This is a genomic window from Paenarthrobacter sp. C1 (assembly GCF_049315185.1).
GTDB classification, from domain to species: domain Bacteria; phylum Actinomycetota; class Actinomycetes; order Actinomycetales; family Micrococcaceae; genus Arthrobacter; species Arthrobacter nicotinovorans.
This window is the reverse complement of sequence record NZ_CP186052.1, coordinates 777,649-802,366: the sequence shown is the minus strand read 5'-3', so window position 1 is coordinate 802,366 and position 24,718 is coordinate 777,649. Positions and strand designations below refer to the sequence as shown.

The window sequence follows — 24,718 nt, the reverse complement described above, 5'->3', positions numbered from 1 at the left end:
CGCCCCCGGAAGGGAGCGGGGCACCTGAGTAAGGCGCGGGGCCTAGGCGAAGTCGGAGACTGCCGGGTCCGGGCCGATACGGCCTTCGGGGCCGCGGTCCAGGCTGTTGATGGCCTCGACATCGGTGGCGTCCAGCGTGACGTCCAGGGCTGCGAAGTTCTCCTGGATGCGGGACTCCGTGACCGACTTGGGGATCACGACGTTGCCGATGGCCAGGTGCCATGCGATGACAACCTGCGCCGGCGTGGCACCATGCTTGGCTGCGATCTCAGCAATCGTGGCGCTCTCCAGGAGCTCGCCACCCTGGCCCAGCGGGGACCATGCCTGCGTGAGGATGCCCTTGGAGGCGTTGAATTCGCGCAATTCGGCCTGGTTGAAGAAGGGGTGCAGTTCAACCTGGTTGATGGCCGGAACGACGCCGGTTTCATCGATGATGTGCTGCAGGCCTTCCTTGGTGAAGTTGGAGACACCAATGGACTTCACCCGTCCGCGCTTCTTGAGCTCGATGAGGGCCTTCCAGGTATCGACGTACTTCTCCTGCTTGGGCTGCTGCCAGTGGATGAGGTAGAGGTCCAGGGTTTCCAGGCCAAGGCGGTCGAGCGACTTCTCGAAGGCCTCCAGGGTGGATTCGTAGCCCTGGTCCGCGTTCCACAGCTTGGTGGTGATGAAAATTTCTTCGGCGGAGAGGCCCGAAGAGGCGATGGCACGGCCAACGCCGGCCTCGTTGCCGTAGATCTTTGCGGTATCGATGTGGCGGAACCCGGCGTCGAAAGCCTGGCGTACTACCTTTTCGGCTACATCGTCTTCAACCTGCCATACCCCGTAGCCGAGCTGGGGGATGGTGTTGCCGTCGTTAAAAGTAAGTTCTGGTGACGAAGTCATGGTTGTCATCCTGCCAGCTACCGCCTGGGTCATGGGCCGATTATGACGAAGATCAGCTATCCGCTTAACTTCTTGCATGCAGGGAATAGGGGCGCACGCGTGTAGTTGTCAACGCCTGCCTTATTTCCGGATTACTCCGGATTACTTAGTTTCCGGATCAGGGATTGAGTTGGCGCTCCGCGTCGGCCACCTGCTCGAAGACGGACTCAGCACGGCGCCGCACGGATAATGCACCGACCGGTACAGGACCTACAGCCAGACGCAACATCGCCGCAGCCTCAGCCGTGGTGGCGAGCGAGTTGCCGGCTTTGGACAGCGCCCTGTGCACGCCCGCGAGCGCTCCTGGCACGTCCAGCCCATCGCTGGGCGAGCGCTTTTGCGCCTCTACGCAGATGCTCCGCACCCGTGGGGACAACTCCGCCAGTTCATTGGCGATCTCCACAAGCTCGTTGTAGAGCTGCTCGTCGTCCACGCCTTCAAGGACCTGGTGATAACGGTCTAGCCCGCGATGGAAGCGGTCGTGGGCGCGGCGCCACAGGCCCTTGCCGAGCTCAAGATCGTCCTTCCGTCCCTGCCGGACGGCCCCAAAGAAACCCACCCGCGAACTCAGAGGTACTGGCCCGGGCCGTGGTCGGGATCTTCCGGGCGTCCATTGGAAGCAGCACCCGAAGCCCCGGGCGCAGCAGCCCGCTGCGGTTGCCCGTTTTCGCCAATGATGATGCCCGGCGCGATGACCGTACCCGGGGGCAGCTGCCGAAGCTGCATTTGCGCGGCAGCGTGTTCTTTCGCTGCCTGCTGGGCGGCAATGGCTGCCTGGATGCCATGGAACAGCCCTTCCAACCAGCCCACCAGCTGGGCCTGTGCGATGCGAAGCTCAGCGTCCGAGGGGGCCTTGTCCTCGGGAAACGGGAGGCTGATGCGTTCCAACTCGTCAATGAGCTCAGGTGCCAACCCATCTTCGAGCTCCTTGATGGACCGCTCGTGGATCTCGGCGAGGCGACCGCGCGCTGCATCATCAAGCGGGGCGCTCTTAACTTCTTCCAGAAGCTGACGGATCATCGTGCCGATCCGCATCACCTTGGCAGGCTCGTCCACCAGTTCCTGAAGGTTGCTGGGCTTGGGCTTGACGTCGTTCGCTGCCTCGCCCTGCGGGGATTGCCCGCCATTGGGCGCAGCCGCATCCCCGTCCAGTGTGGTTCCTTCCACGGGAGTGTCGTCCGAAGCCTCATCCGTGGGCTGAATGTCGTTCAGATCGCTCATTCGTTCATACTCTCATGTGCTTCCCGTGAACCTCCGGCCACAGCCGGATTTTGGACTTCGTTCGTAGCGAAACTACAGCTCAGCAGCAGCGGCCCTGGGGATTGCTGTCCTGCCGGTCCATCCGGTCCCGCCAAAACTCGCGTTCGGTCATGGCGGGACCGGCGTGGCCGGAGGCGGTGAAGTGCTCAAGGTATTTCGTGTACGCGTCAGCGCCCATAAGCGAACCCATGTATGCGGCAAAGCCACGAAAGCCCCTGGTGACCGCGTTCATCAGTGGTGCCCCGCTTTGTGGGTGCGCTTGTCAGCAGGCAACGCGTTCCATTCGGCGAGCAGCGCTTTCTCGGCCGGGGTGGGAAGGAGTCCTGCAGGAGCAAACACCTTGGACGGCACGGCAGGATCTTCATGATCCTGTCCCCCACCGGCCCGGATGGCCTTGACGGTGGCGATCAGCGCCGTGAGGATCACGATGATGCTCAAGACAACAAAGATCACCGACAACCATCCCTGAATGGCCGTATTCCGGACGACAGCTTCCATGGCCGCGACGCTCTTGGCCGTGCCGAACTCCGTCTTGCCATCAGCAAGTGCCTTGGAGAATGCCTGGTTGTTGGCGAAATAGCCTACGGCCGGTACCGGGGAGAAGATCTTGTGGAAGCTGGCAGTGATGGTGACGACAGCCGCGAAAGCCAGCGGGACGGCCACGATCCACAGCCACTTGAACGTGCCCCGCTTGGCCACGATGGCCAGGCACACCGCCAGGGCGATGGCTGCCAGCAGTTGGTTGGCGATGCCGAACAGCGGGAACAGCGTATTGATGCCGCCCAGCGGATCCGTCACACCCATCAACAGCACAGCGCCCCAGGCACCCACCATGATGGCCGTGCAGAGCCAGGCACCGGGGCGCCATGAAGCTTCCTTGAACTTGGGAACAAAGTTGCCGATGGAATCCTGCAGCATGAACCGGGCAACGCGGGTTCCGGCGTCCACGGCGGTAAGGATGAAGAGCGCCTCGAACATGATGGCGAAGTGGTACCAGAACGCCATCATGGCGGGCCCGCCGATGAACTGCTGCATGATGTGCGCCAAGCCAACTGCCAGCGTCGGGGCACCGCCGGAGCGGGAGATGATGCTTTCCTCGCCCACGTCCTTGGCCGTCTGGGCCAGCACGTCCGGGGTGATGTTCACGTTGGCCAGGCCCAGGCTGTTCACCCAGGTGGCGGCTGACTCCACCGTGCCGCCGGTCAGTGCCAGGGGCGCGTTCATGGCGAAGTAGATGCCGCGGTCAATCGAGATTGCAGCCACGAGCGCCATGATGGCCACGAACGACTCCATCAGCATGCCGCCGTACCCGATGAAACGGGTCTGTCGTTCCTTCTCGATCAACTTGGGGGTGGTCCCCGAGGAAATGAGGGCGTGGAAACCGGACAAGGCACCACAGGCAATCGTGACGAACAGGAACGGGAACAGCGCGCCGGAGAACACCGGACCGTTCTCGCGGCCCGCGAACTCGCTGAAGGCAGGGACGGTGATTTCCGGCCGCACAACGATGATGGCGAGGGCCAGCATCACGATCACGCCGATTTTCATGAACGTGGAAAGGTAGTCGCGCGGCGCGAGCAGCAGCCACACGGGCAGGATCGCAGCAATGAATCCGTAGATGATCAGGCCCCAGGCGATGGTCACCTTGTCCAGGTGGAAGAATGCCGCACCCCACTCGGTACCAGCCACAGCACCGCCGCCGATGATGGCCGCCATGAGCAGCACGAAACCAATGATGGAAACCTCCATCACCTTGCCGGGCCGGATGAACCGAAGGTACACGCCCATGAACAGCGCAATCGGGATGGTCATTCCAACGGAGAAGACGCCCCACGGGCTCTCACCCAGGGCATTGACCACTACCAGCGCAAGGATGGCCACGATGATGATCATGATCAGCAACGTTGCGACCAAGGCCGCTGTACCGCCAATGACTCCCAGTTCCTCACGGGCCATCTGGCCCAGGGACCGGCCGCCTCGACGCATCGAGAAGAACATCACCAGATAGTCCTGCACGGCACCGGCAAACACGACGCCGATGATGATCCAGATGGTGCCTGGAAGGTAACCCATCTGCGCCGCGATGACCGGGCCCACCAAGGGGCCTGCACCGGCGATCGCCGCGAAGTGGTGCCCGAACAGGACGTTCCGGTCCGTGCGGACGTAGTCCTTGCCGTCGGCCTTATACTCGGCGGGCGTAGCCCTTCGGTCATCCGGCTTCAGCAGGTAGCGTTCAATGACCTTCGAATAGAAGCGGTAGCCGATGAGGTAGGTACAGACAGCGGCGAAGACAAACCAGATGGCATTCACAGTCTCGCCGCGAACCAGGGCGAGCATGAACCACGCCACTGCACCGAGCAGCGAAATCGCCACCCAAAGACCGATTTTCGCCGGAGTCCATTTGCGTTCCTCGGCGTCCCGGGCGGAATGGTCCACCGCGGGTGCAGGCAGCGTAGGATCAAGTCCTTCCATGAGTCCGGTCTGGTCAGGATTCTTGCCCATATCTCCTCCTTGAGAACTGCTGCGCTGCCTTGGCTCGGACGTGCGTCACGGGCAAGTTAGCAATAAGGTTCCCCGGGAAGTGGCCGTACTCACCGCCGGATCCGTTGGCTGCGCTGAGCGGTAGCCTGCCTGCGGCAAACGGTGGGCCCGATATGCAGTTAGCTGGCACCAGCGGTGCTTGACCCGCCCTTGCCCAGGCTCTGCACCATGCGGGCTTCGCACAGGTCCAGCCACCGGACTTCGGCCTCTGCCTGGAACACCAGGGAATCGAGCACCAGCAGGAACGCCGTGTCTGCTGAGCGCTGGTTGGCCGAGACCGCTTTGCGCGCCTGGGTGTGCTCCTGCAGCGCCTTGACGGAAACTTCACGCTGGGACTGGATCACCGCAGCGGCATCCACCCCGGGCATGGTCACGGCGAGCGCCAGTTTGATGGCGATCTCGTTCCGCGGCGGATTTCCCCGGTCGACAGCCCCGGAAAACCACGCCGCGACTTCCTCGACCCCAGCGTCAGTGATGCTGTAGATGACGTGCCCGCCGCCGTCGTCGCCGTCCTTGCTGACCAAGCCGTCGCGCTCAAGCCGGTCCAGGGTGGTGTAAACCTGGCCGATGTTCAGCGGCCAGGCGGCACCGGTCCGGTCCTCGAATTCGACACGCAACTCATAGCCATACCTGGGCTGGTCCTGGAGCAGGGCCAGAAGGCTGTGCCGGATGGACATGGAGCTCCTTGCTGCGGGTTGGCTGGAATGTCAGAGGAGCAAGAGGACCTTGCCCACGTGCTCCCCGGAGTCGAAGTACTCATGCGCTTCGCGGACCTGGTCCAGCGGAAAAGTCTTGGCGACGAGCGGCGTGATGCGACCGTCGGTGACCATGGGCCACACGGACTCGCGCACCGCCGTCATGATGATGCCTTTTTCGGCAACCGAACGGGGCCGGAGGGCTGTGCCGATCACGGCTGCACGCTTGCTGAGGAGCTGGCCCAGGTTGATCTCCGCCTTGGCGCCGCCCTGCAGCCCGATGATGATGAGCCTGCCGTACTCAGCGAGCGCGTCGACGTTCTGCTGGAGGTACTTGGCACCCACGACGTCGAGGATAACGTCCGCGCCTTTGCCGCCGTTTTGTGCCTTGAGGCTTTCAACGAAGTCTTCTTCGGTGTAGTTGATGGCGATGTCGGCCCCGAGGAACGCCTTGGCCGTGCCGACTTTTTCATCCGACCCCGCCGTTGCCGCAACTGTGGCACCGTAGGCTTTCGCGAGCTGGATGGCCATGGTGCCGATTCCGCCGGTGGCGCCGTGGATGAGCACCGTCTCGCCGGGTTGCAGCTGGGCCGTCATGATGAGGTTCGAGTAAACGGTCGCGGCAACCTCCGGCAGGGCAGCTGCGGTGATCAGGTCCACGCCTTCAGGAACGCGGAGCACCTGTTCGGCAGGAACCGCCACCTGTTGGGCGTAGCCGCCGCCGGAAAGCAGCGCCACTACCTTGTCCCCCACGGAGAAGGCCTTGGTAACGCCGGGGCCGAAGGCGGAGATCCGACCGGAAACCTCGAGTCCGGGGATTTCCGATGCCCCGGGCGGCGGTGGATAGAAGCCGCGCCGCTGCTGGACGTCCGCACGATTCAGGCCCGCAGCAACGACGTCGATCAGTACCTCGCCATCGCCCGGCACCGGGGAGGGGACCTCGCGGACCTCGAGGACTTCGGGCCCGCCCGGCCTTGGGATAAAGACGGCTTTCATGACGAACTCCCGGTTTCTTGCTTGTCCGCCGGCCCCGGGACGGGGACTGGTGGACGTGATGTTTTGGAACAGCCAACTCCCTATGAAACACTACTAGGCGAGGAAGGTTGTCCGAGCGGCCTAAGGAGCTGGTCTTGAAAACCAGTGTGCGGTAACCCCGTACCAAGGGTTCAAATCCCTTACCTTCCGCCAACGAATGCCCCGGGTTCTTCAACCCGGGGCATTTTTGTTGCTTCCAGTACCTGCTCGCCACCCCGCTCCGGGAACCGTCTTCCGGCAGATCATTGAAAGTGTCAGACCCCCGGCATAGTGTTCTGACTGTCTCCACACGACCGACATCAGACGCGGTTTTCATCGCGGAACAACAACAGGAGCCTCACCTATGCCAACCCCTGACATCGCTCCGGGAGCACCTTGCTGGATCGACCTGATGACCTCCGATACCGAACAGGCGAAGTCTTTCTACGGCACCCTTTTCGGTTGGACGTTCGAGACCGGCGACCAGGAGAAGTACGGCGGCTACATCACAGCGTCCAAGGACGGCCGGATGGTTGCAGGGATCATGCAGAAGCAGGAGGACATGGGGACCATGCCGGATGTGTGGTCCACTTACCTGCGCACCGATGACATCAAGGCAACCACGGAAGCCGCAGCTGCCAACGGCGGCCAGGTGTACCTGGAACCGATGGAGGTTCCCGAGCAAGGCAGCATGGCCATGTACGGTGACTCTTCGGGTGCCTCGATCGGTGCTTGGCAATTCGGGGAGATGAAGGGCTATGAGATCGCAGCCGAGGCCGGCGCTCCAGCTTGGCATGAGCTCCTCTCCAAGGATTACGACTCCGCGGTCGCCTTTTACCAGAAGGTGTTCGGCTGGGAAACGGACGTCATGAGCGACACCCCTGAGTTCCGGTACACCACCCTCGGCTCGGGAGACAACGCACAGGCCGGCATCATGGATGCCTCCGGCTTCCTCCCCCCGCAGGTCCCTTCCATGTGGAGCGTGTATTTCGCGGTGGCGGACACCGATGCCACCGTTGAGCAGGCTGCGGCCCTGGGCGCCACCGTCATGGAACCCGCCGAAGAGACGCCCTTCGGCCGCCTGGCAACGTTGTCCGATCCCACGGGTGCAGTCTTCAAGGTGATCCAGGAGCAGGGCCAGACGGCCTAGACTATGAAAATTCGGGTCCAGCCGGTCTGCCTCCTACCCAGGGGCAGTCCGGCTGGAGCCTCTCATCGTCGGCCTTGGGGGATCGACCGGCGTGGGAATACCTTGTTGGGTCCCTCATCGTTGACCACAGGGCCTTTCCGATCAGGAATCCTGTGCTCCTTCTGGAATGAGGACCAGAATGCTCCACCTTTCAAAGACCCTCAGGGCTGCTGCCGTGCTGACCATGGCATCGCTGGCACTGGCGGGATGTTCGCTCATCAGCAGCGGGGACGCCAAGCGGGATGAATCCGGCAAAGCAACGGAATCGTCCAAAGCTGACGCCTTCAAAGTGAAACTGGGCGACTGCATCGCCAACCCTGATACCCAGGAAGTCGTGGACGTCACCATCATTCCGTGCGACCAGAGCCACGACCTCGAGGCCTACGCTGTCACCAAAATGGACACGTCCGCGTTCCCCGGTGACACCGAAGTGGGCACCAAGGCAGAGGAGTTCTGCGGTGCCCAGTTCGCAACTTTCGTAGGCGTACCCTTCGAAGAGTCCGCCCTGGATGTCACTTTCCTCCACCCCACCAGCGATTCCTGGAAGACCGGCGATCGTGAGATCGTCTGCCTGATCGGCGCTGCTGCTGGAGCCGCAACCACCGGAACCCTCAAGGGCGCGGCCCAGTAGGAGCCTCGGTGGCCGGGAGAACCTTCCGGCCACCGATGCGCCACCTCCCATTCATCCGTTCGTGTTCAGCTATGCCCGAGGCAGCTTTACCCCGGAGTAACTTCCGGGCATATCGCCCACTTCACAAGACAGCGGGCGTCGTCCACAGGGCCCCACAGGGCTCCCTAATGAAAGTTAGAGCGGATGCAACATCAATATTGGAAATCAGCTGCGGGAACGGTCCTGTCAGTCGGGTTGCTTGCAGCCCCGCTGACCGCGGCACCCGCCTTCGCGGCGGACGATCCGGCAGCACCCACCGGCACTTCGCCTGTGGTAATCAATGAGGCGTACCTTAGCGGCGGCAGTACGGGCGCCGCCTTCAAGAACAAGTTCGTGGAGCTCTACAACTCCTCGGACACTCCCGTCAGCCTGGCTGGATGGTCCCTGCAGTACAGATCAGCCACCGCCACTACGGCACCTACCGGCATCACTCCCTTGACGGGCAGCATCCCGGCCAAGGGCTACTATCTGGTTCAGGGAGCCACGAACAACGGCAGTTCCACGGCCCCGAACCTCCCCACGCCCGATGTGCAGGCAACCGGCACCCTGAATCCCAGCGGCACCACGGGAACCCTGGTCCTGGCCAAGCAAGCCAACGCGGTCTCACCGCTCCCTGCCGGCTCGGTCACCGGAAACCCCGCCATTGCCGACCTCCTGGGCTACGGCACCTCCAACACCTTCGAGACCGCCGCAGCCAGCGCACCTGCCGGCAACGCGGACGTCAAGAGCCTGAATCGAACCAACGGTGTGGACACCGACTCCAACGCCGCCGATTTCAGCCTCAGCACCACCATCACCCCGACAGGTTCCAACGGCGGAACCCCGCCCACGGACCCCGGTCCGCAGCCCGGCGTCAAGACCATCGCAGAGATCCAAGGCACCGGCACGGCAAGCCCGTTCGTAGGCAGCACCGTCACGACGCGCGGCAAGGTCACGGCCGTCTACGCAACCGGCGGATTCAACGGCTACTACGTCCAGACCCCCGGAACCGGCGGCGACGCCGGCGGGGCGGCCAGGACGGCGTCGGACGCTTTGTTCGTCTACTCGCCTACGACGGCGGCAACGGTACAGCCGGGTGACTACCTGGAACTCACCGGAGCGGTGAGCGAATTCGCCAACCAGACCCAGATCACGGTCGAAGCCGCAGGCTTGAAGAAGCTCAGTGAGGCAGCGCCCGAGGTCAAGTCCACCCCGTTCTCCCTGCCGGCCAATGAAGCCGCCCGTGAGAGCCTGGAGGGCATGCTCGTCGCTCCGCAGGGCGAGTTCACCGTCACGGACAACTACTCCCTCAACCAGTACGGCGAGGTCGGCCTGGCGGCCGGCACATCACCACTGGTGCAGCCGACGGCAGTGGCCACTTACGGTTCGCCGGAGTACGCCGCTGTGGTTGCCGACAACGCCCTGCGGGCCATCAAGCTCGACGACGGCGCGTCCACGAACTTCCTCAAGGACGCCACCACCAAGGCACAACAACTGCCGTACCTGAGCACCTCTGATCCCGTGCGGGTCGGATCGCCGGCACAGTTCCGCACCGACGTGATCCTGGGCTACGGCAACAACTCCTGGAAATTCCAGCCGCTGGCCGCGCTGACCCCGGCCAACGCGGACTCAGTCCAGCCTGCGTCGTTCACCTCCACCCGGCCCGACGGTCCGGCCAACGTTGGTGGAAACCTTAAACTGGCGTCCTTCAACGTGCTCAATTACTTCCCCACCACCGGGGACCAGCTGAGCGGCTGCGTCTTCTACACCGACCGCGAGGGCAACCCGATTACGGTCAAGGAAGGCTGCAACGCCCGCGGAGCCGCCAACGCGGAGAACTTCGAGCGCCAGCAGGCCAAGATCGTAGCGGCCATCACCAAGTCCGGCGCGGACGTCATATCCCTTGAAGAGATCGAGAACTCGGCACAGTTCGGCAAGAACCGCGACGATGCCCTGTCCAAGCTGGTTGACGCGCTCAACGTCAAGACTCCGGGTGTTTGGGACTACGTGCGGACTCCGGCCAACGCTCCCCCGCTGAGCGATGAGGACATGATCCGCACCGCGTTCATCTACAAGAAGGCCGCTGCCGAGCCCGTGGGCGAGTCCATCATCCACAACGACACCGTGGCCTTCGCAAGCGCCCGCAAGCCGCTGGCACAGGTGTTCAAGCCGGTGGGCGCTGCCGACGACAAGAAGTTCATAGCAATCGTGAACCACTTCAAGTCCAAGGGTTCCGCGGCCACCCCGGACGATACCGACAAGGGCCAGGGTGCCTCAAACATCGCCCGCACCAAGCAGGCCGAATCGTTGCTCGCATTCTCCAAGGACCTGCAGGCTTCCAAGGGCACGGACAAGGTCTTCCTCATCGGTGACTTCAACGCCTACGCCAAGGAAGATCCCATCAACGTCCTGACGGGCGCCGGCTACACCGACCTTGAGGCCGGCACCGGCAAACACTCCTACCTGTTCGGTGGCATGGTGGGTTCGCTCGACCACATCCTCGCTTCCCCGGCGGCTGCGGAAAAAGTCACCGGGACCGACATCTGGAACATCAACTCCGTAGAGTCCGTCGCGCTGGAATACAGCAGGTATAACAACAACGTGACCAACTACTACGCCGCGGACGAATTCCGGGCCAGCGACCACGACCCCGTGGTGGTTGGACTGAACCTGACTCCCGACGCACCGGCCACCGTTGACCTGCAGTTCCTGGGCATCAACGACTTCCACGGCCGCATCGACACCAACACCGTGCTCTTCGCAGGAACCGTGGAGAAACTCCGTGCCGCTGCAGCACCGGGCGCAACGGCGTTCATCTCCGCTGGTGACAACATCGGCGCGTCGCTGTTCGCGTCGTCAGTGGCGAAGGACCAGCCCACCATCGACGTCCTCAACGCGCTGGAGCTGCAGGCTTCCGCTGTGGGCAACCACGAGTTCGACGGCGGTTGGCAGGACTTGCGCGAGCGAGTCATCGCCGGAGGGACCAACGCGAAGTTCGCCTACTTGGGTGCGAACGTCTATCAGAAGGGCACCACCACCCCGGTCCTCCCGGAGTACAAGGTACTGGACATGAACGGGATGCGCGTGGCCGTGATCGGCACCGTCACCCAGGAAGTTCCCTCCTTGGTAACTCCGGCCGGAATTGCCGATCTTGAGTTCGGGGACCCCGTGGAAGCCATCAACCGGGTGGCGGCAAAAATCAAGGCTGAGAACCTGGCAGACCTGATCATTGTGGAGAACCACGACGGCGCCGCTTCCGGTACGCCCGAAGGCGCCACTTTGGAACAGGAAGTCGCAGCAGGCGGACCGTTCGCCAAACTGGTCAACGAAACCACTCCTGACGTCGCTGCCATCTTCACCGGCCACACGCACAAGGAGTATGCCTGGGACGCACCGGTCCTGGACGCCAACGGCCAGCCCACAGGCAAGACCCGGCCGATCGTGCAGACCGGCAACTACGGCGAAAACGTGGGCAGCGTGACGCTTACGGTAGACACCGCAAGCAAGTCCGTCACCGCCTACAAGGCCGCCGTGGTGGACCGGACGACCGATACCGCCGAGGGCCTCGTGGCCAGCTACCCGCGGGTGGCGGCAGTGAAGACCATCGTGGACAAGGCCCTTGCCCAGGCTGCCGAGATCGGCAACCAGCCGGTGGGTGCAGTGACCGCTGATATCACCACCGCCTTCACCCCGGACCCCGCCGGCGGGGCTCCCAAGCGTGACGACCGCGCGAGCGAGTCCACGCTGGGAAACCTGGTGGCGGACTCACTGGTGGACACGCTCAAGGCGCCTGAACTGGGCTCGGCGGAGATCGGCGTCGTAAATCCCGGCGGCCTGCGCAACGAGCTCTATTACGCACCGGACGGCACCATCACCTACGCCGAGGCCAACGCGGTGTTGCCGTTCGTGAACAACCTATGGACTACGTCCCTGACCGGCACGCAGTTCAAGACACTTCTTGAACAGCAGTGGCAGACCAACCCGGACGGCACTGTTCCCAGCCGCCCGTACCAGCAGCTGGGTCTGTCCAAGAACGTCAACTACACCTATGACGCCGCCCGCCCTGCAGGTGACCGCATCACCGGCATCTGGGTGAACGGCGCCGTGATCGACCCCGCCAAGCAGTACAGGATCGGCACCTTCAGCTTCCTGGCAACCGGCGGTGACAACTTCCGGGTCTTCAAGGAAGGCAGCAACACCAAGGACACCGGCCTGGTGGACCGTGATGCGTGGATCAGGTACCTGCGCGAACACAACCCGGTGTCCCCGGACTTCGGGCGCCGTTCGGTTGCCGTCGCCAACTCGACGGCGGCCCAGGTGAAGGCCGGTGAGCCCATCACCCTGGCTGTTTCCAAGCTGAACCTGACGTCGATCGGCAGCCCGGCCAACGCCTCGCTGAACGCCGTCTTCGTGGACGGCAAGGGCGCCGCTGTGGCGCTCGGTTCCGTGCCGGTGACGGCAGGCGCGGCAACGGTGAACCTCAAGGTTCCCGCGGCGGCAGCTGCAGGTACCGGCACCCTGGTGCTGACCGCCGTCGAAAGTGGAACGGTGGTGAAGGCTCTGATCACTGTGGCGGACAGCGGACCGCAACCGCCCCAGTGCACCCCACCCACCAAGCCGTCCAAGTGGTACGACATCGTGGGCTGGCTGCGGTATGCCTTCGCCTGGTTGGACTACCAGAAGTGCTTGAGGGGCTGACCACTCCCGGCAAAAGCAACATAAGCAGGGCCCTCCACGCAGCCAGCGTGAAGGGCCCTGCTTTTGCGTTCGGGAAGCCTACTTGGTGGCCGGCTCCGGCTCGGCCGTCCTCTCAGCATCCCGCTGCAATTCGGCCTGGAACGCCGCGTAGCGTGCCAGGTGCGCGGGCCGGCGCCGAAGGATGATCCACGCGACCCCCAGAATCACAAACCACACGGGGGTGGCGAGCAAGGCAATCAGGGTGTCCGGCTGGGTGGTAAGGGCCCACAGCACGAAAGCGAAGAACGCGAACACCACCCACACCATCACCACGCCACCGGGCATCTTGAACGCTGACGACTCGTGCAGGTGTGGCCGGCGCTTCCTGAAGGCAAGGTAGCTGGCCAGGATGATCGACCAAACGAACACGAAGCACACCGCGGACACTGTGGTCACCATGTCGAAGGCCTTGCCAACGTCCTGGCCGGCGTACATGAGCACGACGCCGGACAGCAGCAGGACGCAGGACAGGAACAGGGCGTTGCGGGGTACTTTGCGTCCGGAGAGGGCGCCAAACACCTTGGGCGCGTCGCCCTCCTGGGCGAGACCAAACACCATGCGGGACGTGGAATAGATGCCGGAGTTGGCAGAGGACATGGCAGATGTCAGCACCACGAGGTTGACGATGGTGGCCGCTGCGCCGAGGCCTGCCAGGGAAAACATCGCGATAAACGGGCTGTGGCCGGCGGCGAACTGCGTCCACGGTGTGACGGACATGAGGATGATGAGGGCACCGACGTAGAACAGCAGAACCCGGATGGGGATCGAGTTGATGGCCTTGGGGAGGTTCTTCTCCGGGTCCTTGGCTTCGGCAGCGGTGGTGCCCACCAGTTCGATGCCCACGAACGCGAACACGGCGATCTGGAAACCGGCCACGAAGCCCATGAACTCGTTCGGGAAGAAGCCGCCATGGCTCCACAGGTTGGAGAAACCGGCCGGACCGGCGTCGGACTCGAAGCCGCTGAAGATCATGAACAGGCCAACGATGATGAGCGCAGCGATAGCCACGATCTTGATGAGCGCGAACCAGAACTCCGTCTCACCGAAGGCCTTCACGGTGGCCAGGTTCAGGAGCAGGAGAATGCCGATGGTGATGAGTCCCGGAACCCACAAGGGCAGGGAAGGCCACAATTCCTTGGAATAGCCGGCGATGGCGATCACGTCGGCGATCCCGGTAATGACCCAGCAGAACCAGTAGGTCCAGCCGGTGAAGAACCCGGCCCAAGGGCCCAGGAGGTCAGCGGCGAAATCGCTGAAGGACTTGTAGTTCAGGTTGCTGAGGAGCAGTTCGCCCATGGCACGCATGACGAAGAACAGCATGAAGCCGATGATCATGTACACAAAAATGACGGATGGGCCGGCTGCGGAAATGGTCTTTCCCGAGCCCATGAAAAGGCCGGTGCCAATCGCTCCACCGATGGCTATGAGCTGGATGTGGCGGTTGCTGAGCTGGCGTTCAAGATGGGGTGAACCGGCACTCGCGGAAGGATGAATCGTCAAAGGAACTCCGTCGTTCAGGCGGCACAGGGTGCCGCATTGATTCGGGTTCCTCCCCGCTCTGTACGTGGACCTGAGAGTTTCCGCGGGCATGGGCCTGCTTGCACCTTCGGTGAGTCCGGTGTGGCCGGACTGCTTTCCAGAGTTGCCTCGCCGCGGCGGTACATGGGCCTGAGAGATTCCTGGGGAGGGTTTGCTCCTACGGCGCCTGACGGGATGTACCGGCAGGACTCTCCCGCCGCAGATCAAAAGCGCGCACACCCTTGCGGGTGATGCAGCTCACACAGTAACGAAGGCTGGCAGGCAACGCAAGCCTGTGACGGCTAGAGGCCCAGGATGCTGCGGGCGATCTCGTCAGCGTCGCGCAAGGTCCGCTGGCCGCTGGCATAGGCCCGCCCGGAGCGGGGACGGGCTTCGGCGGCAATGGCATTGCCCCACTGCGACGCGGACAACTGCAAGCCCAGAACGTACATGTTTTCCGTGATGGATCCGTTGGCGGCAAGGGGACGGTAAGGGTGCGGCTCAACGTCCAGGCCGGTGGTTTGCATGGGCGTCCCCTCCACACTCATCATGATCTTGGTCCGCACCAGGCCGTCGGCCATGAGCTGCTCGAGCAGCGGAGAAATGTTGATGCCCACCCTGTTGGCGGGTGACATCGCTTCGATCAGGGTGCGTGCTTCAGCGGGCCCCTCGTGGACCCAGGGTGACGCCGCCCGGAACACTTTTGCGCCACGATCGACGCTGAACTTGGGGTCCGGTCCCACAAAACTCACGACGCCGGCACGCGCCAAGGCGGCCAGCTGCTCCGAACGCAGCGCAGGAGGTCCGCTGGCCAACCCTTCGACAAACGACTCGAACCAGCCGCGCAGCCCTGCCAGCCAGGACTCGTCGGTGATGCCGCCGTCGGCTACAACGGTCTTGAGGATGGCACGGCCGGTGTGGAGCGCGCCGATGGCCATCTTCACGGGGTCCGATTCGCCCAGCGCCGAACGCCGCGCGTCGTCGTCCAGGTACGCGGTGATCGCAGCATCCAGGTCACGCCGTGACGCGAACGTCCGGCCTGCCAACGGCGCCGCGAGCCCGCGCAGGTTCAAACGCCGTGATGCCGCCACATGCTTTTCAACCAGGACCTCCACGTCGCTTTCCCAGTTTGCCGTGGTGTGGGCATGCGGTTGGAGCGCGTCTTCGAGGTCGGCCAGGAACTGCGCCGGGTCCTTGATCGCGGCCGGCTGGGACCGGGCCAGCGTCGAATAGTAGGCCCACAGCGCGTCCCGGTGCAGCAAGGGCCACAGGTCATGGTCGAAGCCGGGCTGGATGCCTGCGGCCCGGAACCGGTCCACTGCGTCCTCGGTCAGGTAGCGCATGGTGATGCTGCGCGGGTAATAGCCCTCCAAACCGGCCTTCGCCCGGTACGGCGTTCCCCTGCGTGACGCGGCGATGATCCTGGGCTCCCGGCCCGAGGCCCGGTACTCCAACACCCCGGCACCGGGCGCTCCGGCTTCAAGGAACTTGCCGCCGCGGCCTTCGGTCAGCTGGCCCATCACATCAAAGAAGTTCAAGCCCATGCCGCGGACAAGAACCGGCTCATTGTCCGGCACAACCTGCCAGTCAACGTCGGCGGGCGGTGCCGGCGGGAAGTACAGCAGGCCCAACTCGTCAGCTGCGCGCTTGAATAATTTCTGCTCCGGATTCAGCCGTGACTCGATGTGACCCAGAGCCAGCACCACCGAATCGACGGTGAGCGTGCCGCCGTCGGCCAGTTCGACGTCGAACATCCCGTCCACGGGCCGCGCCGCAACGGCGAGCGTTTCATGGAAGGTGACTTCCACGCCCTCGGGCTTCCGCTCCAGCAACCCGGCCAGGGTTTGGCGCAGGTACCGCCCGTACAGCGCACGGCTGGGGAAATCGTGGGACTCGAGCGTGGCCAGCTCTGCCTTTTCGGCGTCGTTCAGCCCGGCACCATCGCGACGCCGGGCCTCGCGCCACTGGTCGAAGGAACCACCCGCCAACGGTGCCGCCAATCCGGAATCCTCGGGGATGAGGGTGGGATAGAACGACTGGGTGTTCATCAGGTAGAGGCGCGACTGTTCCGGCTGCCACACGTGTCCGGAGCCGGCGGGGTACGGATCCACCACATGGACCTGCAGGGTGGCGCCTTCAGCTCTCTTCGCAGCCCAATTCGCGAGCAACCGTTCGAGGACACTGGTGCCCCGAGGGCCCGCCCCCACAAGGGCAACACGGTTGATTTGGGATTTAGCCACGCTCCAGCCTAACTTCTGCGTGACTTGCTTACCGTCGAAGTGTGTTGCTTGGATGGGGCGATGACCACCACAGAAGCTGATCCGTCGCCACTTTCCGGGAATGACACCGCGCCGGCCTCCGGACCGCGCCACGCGGCGGAGTCCGCACCTGAGCCCACGGATGAAAACGCCTGGCTTGAGGACATCCACGGCGAAGAGCAGTTGGCCTGGGTCAGGGAACAGAACGCCCGCACCGAGGAGCTGCTCGAAGACGCCGATTACGCGGCGGTCGAGTCCGGCATCCTGGAAGTCCTGGACTCCACGGACCGGATCGCCATGGTCAACAAACGCGGCGATTTCTACTACAACTTCTGGAAGGACCAGGAGCACCCAAAGGGCCTTTGGCGCCGCACCACCTGGGAGAGCTACCTCACCGAGGATCCCGAGTGGGATGTACTGCTCGACGTCGATGCCCTTGCCGCTGCTGAAGGTGTTGAGTGGGTGTTCCACGGCGCCGGTTTCCTCCGTCCTTCGGACGGCGCAGAGTACCGCTTTGCCATGGTTTCGCTCTCCCCCGACGGGGGCGACGCCGACCGCCACCGCGAGTTCGACGTCGAAACGCGAACCTTCGTGGACCCGGCAGCAAGTGGCTTCGACATTCCCACAGCCAAAGGCAACATCAGCTGGTTGGATGCCGACACCCTTCTCGTGTCCAGCACAGCTGAAGGCTTGCCCGCCACGTCCTCCTCCTATGCACGGACCGGCGTCAAGCTTCGCCGCGGGCAGTCGCTCGCGGACGCTGAGCGCCTGTTCGAAATTCCGGAGAACCACATGCTGGCCATGGTGGCGCACGATTCCACGCCCGGTTTCGAGCGAACCTTCGCCGTTGACTACATCGATTTCTACAACCGCAGTACGTGGCTGCTGCGCGACGACTCGTGGGTAGCCATTGACGTGCCTACCGATGTCAACATCAGCGTCCACCGCGATTGGCTGCTTTTCCGACCCCAGGGCGACTGGGAAGCAGCGGGGGTCACGTACCCGGCCGGCTCCCTGCTGGCCGCAGATTTCGAAAGCTACCTGGCTGGCCCGGCTGAGTTGCTGGTCCTGTTCACCCCTGATGCGCACACGTCGTTGCAGTCCTGGAGCTGGACCAAGGATTACCTGCTGCTGAACCTCCTCCGGGACGTCTCCTCCGAGATCAGGGTCCTGGATCCGTCGGCTGTTGACGCCTCAGGCTCGTGGGCCTCCACCGTCCTGGACGCCTGCCCTCCCCTGCATGACGTCAATGCCTACGCCGTGGATGATGAGGACGTCTCCGACTCCGGTGCCGGGAACGACTTCTGGTTGGTGGCCACAGGCTTCACGACACCTACCACTTTGACCCGGGGTACGCTTTCGCCTGCAGCAGCGCAGGACACGGCCGACGGTGACGTGGCTGACGGTGGCGCGGTGAGCGGTGGCGTGGTGAGCCGGCACACCGAGGTGAAGCGGTCGCCGTCGTTCTTCAACGAAGCCGCCTACGAGGTCCAGCAGCACTTCGCGGTTTCCTTGGATGGCACCAAGGTTCCGTACTTCCAGGTGGCCTCCAAGGACCTGGTACTGGACGGGGAGAACCCCACCCAGCTCTCCGGCTACGGCGGGTTCGAAGTTTCCCGTACCCCGGCGTACAGCGGGACGATCGGGCGCGCCTGGCTGGAGCGCCGCACTGCGGGCATAGCGTCCGACGACGGGGCTGCCGCCCACTCACGCGGCGGCGTGTACGTGGTTGCCAACATCCGCGGCGGCGGGGAGTATGGCCCCTCGTGGCACCGTGCAGCACTCCAGGAGAACCGTCACCGTGCCTACGAGGACTTCGCCGCAGTAGCCAAGGACCTGATCTCGCGTGGCGTGACCAGTCGTCGTCGCCTTGGCTGCGTGGGCGGCTCCAATGGTGGCCTGCTGGTGGGCAACATGCTGACCCAGTACCCGGAACTGTTTGGCGCTGTCTCCTGCGGTGTGCCCCTCCTGGACATGCGCCGGTACACCAAGCTCTCGGCGGGCTACTCCTGGATTGCCGAGTACGGTGACCCGGATGTGCCGGAACAATGGGATTTCATCCGGACTTTCTCGCCGTACCACCTGCTTCGGGACGGCGTGGAGTACCCCGAAACCTTCATCTGGACAGCAACCTCTGACGACCGGGTGGGGCCGGTGCAGGCCCGGAAGATGGCGGCACGGATGCAGGCCATGGGGATTCCGAACGTCTGGTTCCACGAAGCCCTCGAAGGTGGGCACGCGGGAGCCTCGGACAACCGGCAGGCTGCAGCACTGCAGGCACGGAGCAACCACTTCCTGTGGGTTTCCCTGGCCGGAAGCAACTGACGCCTGTTTCGATGGTTCCCTGCGCACAAGGCCACGCGCACGGCACGAATCGCAGCGGGACATCGAAACGGACACCCGGCTCTGGCGTGTTTTGCGCTGGACGGCAGGTTCTGCGTATCCTTGGTGGGCTAGCAATAGCAAAGGGAGACGTGCCAGAGCGGCCGAATGGGCTTCACTGCTAATGAAGTGTGGGGCACAACTCCACCGGGGGTTCAAATCCCCCCGTCTCCGCGAACAGGCCCCGGTTTTCGAACCGGGGCCTTTTGCGTTTAAGCGAGCCAATGGCCGTGGCAGCGCCAGCGACCAAGCCGGGACGCCCGCCGGCAGGGTTCAGGCGCGCTTTGCCCCGGCTGAGGTACCGCTGACCTCGGCTCCTGCGTGACGGTGGAGGGTCAGGCTGTCCACCGTGCTGATGAGCATCAGGACGGCCATGGCGATGAAAGCACCCTTGTATGCCCCCACCTGGTCCGTCCCGAAAAGACCCGTGGCTTCGAAGAGGCGCAGGAACAAAGCTCCCACCGCGATCCCGGCCGCGGCTGCCAACTGAACGAGGGTTGCCGAGATGGCGTTGGCCGAGGGCAGCTGCCCCGGGACGATGTCCGCATATTGCACCGAAGCGTAGGCGGAAAAACCGATGGAGCGGAAGGCGCCGCTGAACAGCAGCAAAGCGAAAATCAGCGGTTCCGGTGTTTGGGCGTCAAGGAACGCGCACAAAGCGAACGTTACGGCGGAAGCGAACGACGCGAAGACAAGCACGGCTTTGAACCCGAAGCGCCTGATCAGTGGCGTGGTGGCAGGTTTGATCCCGATATTGCCGACGAAGACTGCCGCCACCATGACGCCGGCCTTCAGCGGGTCCCAGCCGAATCCAGCCTGGAACATCAGGGGCAACAAGAAGGGGACCGAACTGATGGTCAGCCGGTAGATGAAGCCACCGGTTGAGGTCGCCCGGAAAGTCCTGGTACCGAAGACGCTGAGGTTGAACAGTGGTACTTTCGCTTTCCCCATCCACCAGACCGCCCCTGCCAAGGACAGCACTCCGGCGGTTACCACCACTACAGCGAGGACATTGGATGCGTGGCCGCCCAAGGTTTCCAGCCCCACCACCAACGCCCCGACGCCAAGGGTGGTCAGCATCAGCCCGAACCAGTCAAGGCGGCGCTTTCCATCGAATTGCGTCCGAGGCACCAGCCGAAGTGCAGCGATGAAGGCTGCCAGGCCCAGCGGGATGTTGATGAGGAAGATCCAATGCCAGGAAAGGAACGTTGTGAGGGCGCCACCGACCATCGGCGCAAGTACCGGTGCGAGGAGCCCGGGCCAGACCAGATAGGCCGTTGCCCGGAGGAGCTCGGATTTCGGCGTACCCCGCAGGACCACCAGTGTCCCGACAGGAACCATCATGGCCCCGCCCATCCCTTGGGCCACCCGGCTGAGTGTGAGCATGGTCAGGTCGGTGCTCACGGCGCAGAGCAGGGAAGCAATGGTGAAAACGGCTATGGCCAGGCAGAAGATCCGGCGAGCGCCGAACCGTTCAGCGAGCCAACTGCTCAGTGGGATTCCCATCGCGACCGTCACCAAGTAGGCCGTCATGGTGATGTTGATGTCGGCCGGTGCGACTCGGAAGTCGGACGCAATGCTCGGAATAGCGGTGGTCAGGATAGTCCCGTCAAGGAACTCCATGAAAAACGTCGCGGCCACCAACAAGGCCAAGCGGGGGCGCCAACTGGTCTCGCTGGCTTCTTCGATGCCTGCGCTGGGTCTTGTGGTCATGGCTCCGGTCCAAGTTCGTCGCTGGTGCTCCACGAAGGCAGCAGGGGGCGTTTCCTCGATCCTATAGACCAGGTGTGGGAGCGATCACAAAATGACGCTTTCCTACCTTCCGCTACCCCGCTTGCGCCAATGCAAGTGGGAGGACCGCTGCTACGCCTGCCTGCCGCAAAGCCCGCGCCGATACCGTCATCGTCCAGCGACTGTCGACCAGATCGTCCACCAACAACACAGGCTGGCTCCCGATATCGGCAAGAGCCTGGGCAAGTTCAGGCCCGACCACCAGCCGGTCCCACACGCCGGCGAGCCTGTAGGCGCTATTGCCGCCACGCGCGCCGGTTGGACCACCGTGAGCCGGCTGCAGCTGCCCCAGGTACGGCATTCTGCCTATTCCGGCTATCCCCTGGGCCAGGGAATCCACGAGTTGCGGTTTGCTTCGCGACGGGATGCTGACGACGGCCACCGGGCGTCCGACGCCGCTCCACGGCGTTCCACCCTCGGCGCCTGACCACTCCCTCAGGACCTGCACGCATGCCTGCAGCATCCCCTGATCTACGGCCCGGTCCGGCGCGCCGGCAGCAAACAGTTCACGGAGGGCGCCGCCCCAGCCCAGGTCTGTCAGCCTGGCCAGGACACGTCCCTCTGCAACGCTTTCGTCGGGATTGATCTTTCCCTTGACGGCAACACCGAGCCGGTCCATTCCGCTGGGCCATTGAAGGCGCGGCTCTATTGCGATTCCTGCCCGGCGAAGAGTCTGGCCTGCCGCTTCCACCGCCGAGTCCGCCACATCCACGGGGAACCATCGGCCCGCACAATTGTCACAACGTCCACAGGCGGCAGCAGTTTCATCATCAAGCACCGAGGTGATGTACTCCATCCGGCAACCGGCCGTGTCCTGGTAGACCACCATGGAATCCTGCTCATCCACCCGCGCCTCGGCAATGCGCGCATAGCGTTCGGCGTCGTAATTCCATGGCCGGCCGGTTGACCGCCAACCGCCGCCAACGCGCTCGACGGCGCCATCCACCGCCAAAACCTTCAAGAGCAATTCCAGTGGCGTCCGGCGAAGGTCCACGCGGGCTTCCAATGCGACGGTGGACATGGCTGTGCCGGCATCGCCGAGGACAGCCAGCACGGCTGCTGCCTTCTCCTCGGACGGCATGGATGCTGTAGCGAAGTATTGCCAGATCTCGCGGTCTTCCGACCCAGGAAGGAGCAGTACATCGGCATTGGCGGCGCCACGGCCCGCGCGGCCGACTTGCTGGTAGTAGGCGACCGGTGATGATGGCGCCCCAAGGTGGATCACGAAGCCGAGGTCCGGTTTGTCGAAGCCCATGCCCAGGGCAGAGGTTGCCACCAGCGCCTTCACCTGATTGTCCTTGAGCAGTTGCTCTGCCCGTTCCCGGTCAGCGGGATCGGTCCTGCCTGTGTAAGAGAGCACGTTGTGTCCGGCTCCGGCAAGCAACCGCGCAGTGTCCTCGGCCGCAGAGACGGTGAGCGTATAAATGATGCCGCTCCCCGGCATGTCTGCAAGATGGGTCAGCAGCCAGCCCAGCCGGTCCTTGGAGTCGGAGAGATTGAGGACCCCAAGACGCAGCGACTCCCGCCCCAAGCCCCCGCGGATGGTCAGCACTCCTGCGCCAAGCTGCTCTTCAATGTCATGGACCACCCTGGAGTTGGCAGTAGCAGTGGTTGCCAGGACTGGAACAGTCTCCGGCAACTGGGCGATGAGGTCGGAGATGCGGCGGTAATCGGGCCGGAAGTCGTGTCCCCAGTCGGAAATACAGTGGGCTTCGTCGATCACCAGAAGCCCTGTCCTCCGGATAAGCTCCGGAAGCTGGTTCTCCCGGAAGGACGGATTGGTCAGGCGCTCGGGAGACACGAGGAGAACGTCGACCTCGTCTGCCGCCAACTGGGCCAGGACTGTGTCCCATTCAAGGGCGTTGGCGGAATTGATGGCCACAGCACGGACACCTGCACGCGCAGCGGCGGCCACCTGGTCACGCATGAGCGCCAGCAGGGGTGAGACGATCAGGGTCGGTCCGGCTCCCCTGCGGCGCAAGAGCAAGGATGAAACGAAGTAGACGGCGGACTTTCCCCAGCCGGTGCGCTGGACCACGAGTGCCCTTCGGCCGGCATCCACCAAAGCCTCGATCGCTTCGAACTGGCCATCGTGGAACTGCGCCTCAGGGTGGCCTACAAGTTCGCGAAGGCAAGCCAGCGCCTCCTGCTGGGTTGTCGATTGCACGGGAGCGGCAGTGTTTGGGGAGTTGTTGGCCATGACCCCAGTATTCCAGTCGCCCCTGACAGCAAGACCGGAGCAGATCAGCTATGTGGATAAACAGCCAGTGGATGACTGCTATCCACATGGGGAGGCCCCCGGTTCATGCCGTGCTGGGTAGCCACAGTAGGATTGAGCCCGTGACTAGCGAGCAGAACAAGACATTCGACCTCTCGGCATCCTTCAAGGCGTACGACGTCCGGGGGATCGTGGGTGAATCCATCACGTCTGAAATCGTCGAGGCAGTCGGCGCTGCCTTCATCGACGTCCTGGGCCTTGAGGGCGAAACTGTCCTGGTCGGTGGCGACATGCGTCCTTCGTCACCGGAGTTCAGCCAGGCCTTCGCCAACGGCGCGGCCACGCGTGGGGCCAATGTACAACTCCTGGACCTGATCTCCACCGATGAGCTCTACTACGCATGCGGCGCCCTGAATGCAGCCGGCGCCACGTTCACCGCCAGCCACAACCCCGCCGAATACAACGGCATCAAGATGGCCAAGGCCGGCGCCCAACCCATTTCCTCCGAAAGCGGATTGAAAGAGATCCAGGCACTCGCGGAGCAGTATCTGAACGCAGGCACCATCCCTTCCGCAGCGACGCGCGGCGAGATCGGTGTCCATGATGTCTTGAAGGATTACTCCGAGTACCTGCGCAAGCTGGTGGACCTTTCCGGTTCCCGGCCGCTGAAGATCGTGGTCGACGCCGGCAACGGCATGGCCGGCCTCACCACCCCTGCCGTCCTGGGAGACAAGTTGCTCCCGGCCCTGCCCTTCGAGATCATCCCGCTCTACTTCGAACTGGACGGTTCCTTCCCGAACCACCCCGCCAACCCGCTGGAACCGGAAAACCTCCGCGACCTCCAGGCGGCGGTCGTCAAGCACGGCGCGGACATCGGCCTGGCGTTCGACGGCGACGCCGACCGCTGCTTCGTGATCGACGAAAAGGGCGAGCCCGTGTCCCCGTCGGCCATCACCGGCATGGTTGCCCGCCGCGAGATCGCCCGGGCACGGAAGGCCGGGGAAGAAACTCCAGTCATCATCCACAATCTCCTGACCTCAAAGGCCGTTCCCGAACTCGTGGCAAAGGACGGCGGCCGTGCCGTCCGGACCCGTGTGGGGCACTCCTTCATCAAGGCCGTCATGGCGAAGGAAGGTGCGGTGTTCGGCGGGGAGCACTCCGCGCACTTCTACTTCAGGGACTTCTGGAACGCAGACACCGGCATGCTCGCAGCCATGCACGTGCTCGCTGCCCTCGGCGAGCAGGACGGCCCGCTGTCCGATCTCGGCCGCCAATACGAACCCTACGTTTCGTCGGGCGAAATCAACTCCGAGATCGAAGACAAAGCCGGCGCCGTAGAGCGTGTCCGGGTGGACTTCGAAAGCGAAAACATCGAGATCGACCACATGGACGGCAGCACCTTCACCGCGAAGGACGGCAGCTGGTGGTTCAACCTCCGCCCGTCCAACACCGAGCCCTTCCTGCGGTTGAACGCCGAGGCCAAGGACCAGCCCACCATGGAGAAGATCCGCGACCGCGTTCTTGCCTTGGTCCGGGGCTAGGCCT

General features: G+C 63.7%; 16 protein-coding genes, 2 tRNA genes and 1 riboswitch. Of the genes, 7 read left to right on the top strand and 11 right to left on the bottom strand.

All coding sequences use genetic code 11. The annotated features are described in order from the left end of the window. Positions 1 to 42: 42 nt before the first annotated feature. From ACNAOU_RS03925 to ACNAOU_RS03895, 7 genes are all read right to left on the bottom strand, one after another. Positions 43 to 882 (bottom strand): aldo/keto reductase, encoded by an 840-nt coding sequence (locus ACNAOU_RS03925; RefSeq protein WP_422758068.1) that lies wholly within the window; start codon positions 880 to 882, stop codon positions 43 to 45. A 157-nt stretch (positions 883 to 1,039) separates the two neighbouring features. Next, positions 1,040 to 1,480, bottom strand: coding sequence for a hypothetical protein (locus ACNAOU_RS03920; protein ID WP_018777925.1), 441 nt, complete (start codon positions 1,478 to 1,480; stop codon positions 1,040 to 1,042). 8 nt (positions 1,481 to 1,488) lie between these two features. Further along, positions 1,489 to 2,142 (bottom strand): bacterial proteasome activator family protein, encoded by a 654-nt coding sequence (locus ACNAOU_RS03915; RefSeq protein ID WP_039239748.1) that lies wholly within the window; start codon positions 2,140 to 2,142, stop codon positions 1,489 to 1,491. Positions 2,143 to 2,221: 79 nt separating this feature from the next. Beyond that, positions 2,222 to 2,413, bottom strand: coding sequence for a YbdD/YjiX family protein (locus tag ACNAOU_RS03910; protein ID WP_018777927.1), 192 nt, complete (start codon positions 2,411 to 2,413; stop codon positions 2,222 to 2,224). After that, positions 2,413 to 4,683 (bottom strand): carbon starvation CstA family protein, encoded by a 2,271-nt coding sequence (locus ACNAOU_RS03905; RefSeq protein ID WP_422758066.1) that lies wholly within the window; start codon positions 4,681 to 4,683, stop codon positions 2,413 to 2,415. The genes ACNAOU_RS03910 and ACNAOU_RS03905 overlap by 1 nt, the downstream gene beginning before the upstream one ends. A 158-nt stretch (positions 4,684 to 4,841) precedes the next feature. Then, positions 4,842 to 5,399: a PadR family transcriptional regulator gene (locus tag ACNAOU_RS03900; protein WP_018777929.1), complete on the bottom strand. Its 558-nt coding sequence runs from the start codon at positions 5,397 to 5,399 to the stop codon at positions 4,842 to 4,844. A 30-nt stretch (positions 5,400 to 5,429) separates the two neighbouring features. Beyond that, the gene (locus ACNAOU_RS03895) at positions 5,430 to 6,413 is read right to left on the bottom strand and encodes an NAD(P)H-quinone oxidoreductase (protein ID WP_422758065.1); all 984 of its coding nucleotides are present in this window, start codon (positions 6,411 to 6,413) and stop codon (positions 5,430 to 5,432) included. 101 nt (positions 6,414 to 6,514) lie between these two features. Between ACNAOU_RS03895 and ACNAOU_RS03890 the strand changes: the two genes are divergently transcribed. The 4 genes from ACNAOU_RS03890 (at position 6,515) to ACNAOU_RS03875 (ending at position 12,967) form a co-directional block, all read left to right on the top strand. Next, positions 6,515 to 6,605, top strand: a tRNA-Ser gene (locus ACNAOU_RS03890). A gap of 190 nt (positions 6,606 to 6,795) precedes the next feature. Further along, on the top strand, positions 6,796 to 7,581 hold the full coding sequence (locus ACNAOU_RS03885; RefSeq protein ID WP_039239741.1) for a VOC family protein: 786 nt from the start codon (positions 6,796 to 6,798) through the stop codon (positions 7,579 to 7,581). A 178-nt stretch (positions 7,582 to 7,759) separates the two neighbouring features. After that, positions 7,760 to 8,251, top strand: coding sequence for a septum formation family protein (locus tag ACNAOU_RS03880; RefSeq protein ID WP_422758064.1), 492 nt, complete (start codon positions 7,760 to 7,762; stop codon positions 8,249 to 8,251). 183 nt (positions 8,252 to 8,434) lie between these two features. Beyond that, entirely contained in the window at positions 8,435 to 12,967 is a 4,533-nt protein-coding gene (locus tag ACNAOU_RS03875; protein WP_422758063.1) for an ExeM/NucH family extracellular endonuclease, read from the top strand. A 78-nt stretch (positions 12,968 to 13,045) separates the two neighbouring features. Here the strand turns inward: ACNAOU_RS03875 and cycA are convergent, their stop codons facing one another. Further along, a complete protein-coding gene (cycA, locus tag ACNAOU_RS03870) occupies positions 13,046 to 14,506 on the bottom strand; it encodes a D-serine/D-alanine/glycine transporter (protein WP_018777934.1) in 1,461 nt (486 codons plus the stop codon). 146 nt (positions 14,507 to 14,652) lie between these two features. Beyond that, positions 14,653 to 14,751, bottom strand: a riboswitch (glycine riboswitch). A 75-nt stretch (positions 14,752 to 14,826) separates the two neighbouring features. Further along, entirely contained in the window at positions 14,827 to 16,764 is a 1,938-nt protein-coding gene (locus ACNAOU_RS03865; RefSeq protein ID WP_422758062.1) for an FAD/NAD(P)-binding protein, read from the bottom strand. A 60-nt stretch (positions 16,765 to 16,824) separates the two neighbouring features. Between ACNAOU_RS03865 and ACNAOU_RS03860 the strand changes: the two genes are divergently transcribed. Continuing rightward, positions 16,825 to 19,107, top strand: a complete 2,283-nt coding sequence (locus ACNAOU_RS03860; protein WP_422758061.1) for a prolyl oligopeptidase family serine peptidase — start codon at positions 16,825 to 16,827, stop codon at positions 19,105 to 19,107. A gap of 143 nt (positions 19,108 to 19,250) precedes the next feature. Further along, a tRNA-Ser gene (locus ACNAOU_RS03855) sits at positions 19,251 to 19,338 on the top strand. Between the two features lie 99 nt (positions 19,339 to 19,437). On the opposite strand, the gene ACNAOU_RS03850 is transcribed toward ACNAOU_RS03855, so the two are convergent. Together ACNAOU_RS03850 and ACNAOU_RS03845 are read right to left on the bottom strand one after the other, a co-directional pair. Further along, positions 19,438 to 20,877, bottom strand: coding sequence for an MFS transporter (locus ACNAOU_RS03850; RefSeq protein ID WP_189076120.1), 1,440 nt, complete (start codon positions 20,875 to 20,877; stop codon positions 19,438 to 19,440). 112 nt (positions 20,878 to 20,989) lie between these two features. After that, the gene (locus tag ACNAOU_RS03845; protein ID WP_422758060.1) at positions 20,990 to 23,155 is read right to left on the bottom strand and encodes a RecQ family ATP-dependent DNA helicase; all 2,166 of its coding nucleotides are present in this window, start codon (positions 23,153 to 23,155) and stop codon (positions 20,990 to 20,992) included. A gap of 140 nt (positions 23,156 to 23,295) precedes the next feature. On the opposite strand from ACNAOU_RS03845, the gene ACNAOU_RS03840 reads away from it, so the two are divergent. Further along, positions 23,296 to 24,714: a phosphomannomutase/phosphoglucomutase gene (locus ACNAOU_RS03840; RefSeq protein ID WP_422758059.1), complete on the top strand. Its 1,419-nt coding sequence runs from the start codon at positions 23,296 to 23,298 to the stop codon at positions 24,712 to 24,714. Positions 24,715 to 24,718 lie beyond the last annotated feature (4 nt).